The sequence below is a fragment of the Vibrio aquaticus genome (assembly GCF_003970385.1).
Classification (GTDB): Bacteria; Pseudomonadota; Gammaproteobacteria; order Enterobacterales; family Vibrionaceae; genus Vibrio; species Vibrio aquaticus.
In genome coordinates this window covers 1-369 of record NZ_RXZH01000196.1, presented here as the reverse complement: position 1 = coordinate 369, position 369 = coordinate 1, and the positions used below count along the sequence as shown (strand labels likewise).

At 53.4% G+C, this 369-nt stretch carries 1 protein-coding gene; it reads left to right on the top strand.

Annotated elements, in window-relative coordinates; all coding sequences use genetic code 11:
• On the top strand, positions 1-369 hold a 369-nt coding region (locus tag EJ063_RS20950), incomplete at both ends, for a Calx-beta domain-containing protein (protein WP_158676022.1).

Genomic DNA, 369 nt, shown 5'->3' with positions numbered 1-369 from the left:
AGAATGCAGACGGTGAGTGGGTAGATGTACCTACGACTGGTTTAGTGACGGTTCCAGCCGGTGAAGATGCGGTCAAAGTACGAGTTAAGACGGCGCAAGATAAAGTCTACGAAGGCGATGAAGACTTCAGTGTGACTGTTGAAGGCGCTGAGGGTGCGCTTACGGCGACAGACCCAGCGGATAACACAGCCGACGCAACGATCCAAGACGGTGGCCAAAATGGTGGTGATGACGACCGTCCAACCGTGAGCATTGCCGGTGGTGGTGACGTAAGCGAAGGCGATAAAGCGCATTTCACGGTGAGTCTAAGCAAAGCGGCAGACATCGACGTCACAGTTAAGTTGACGTTGAACGAAGAAGAGACTGAGC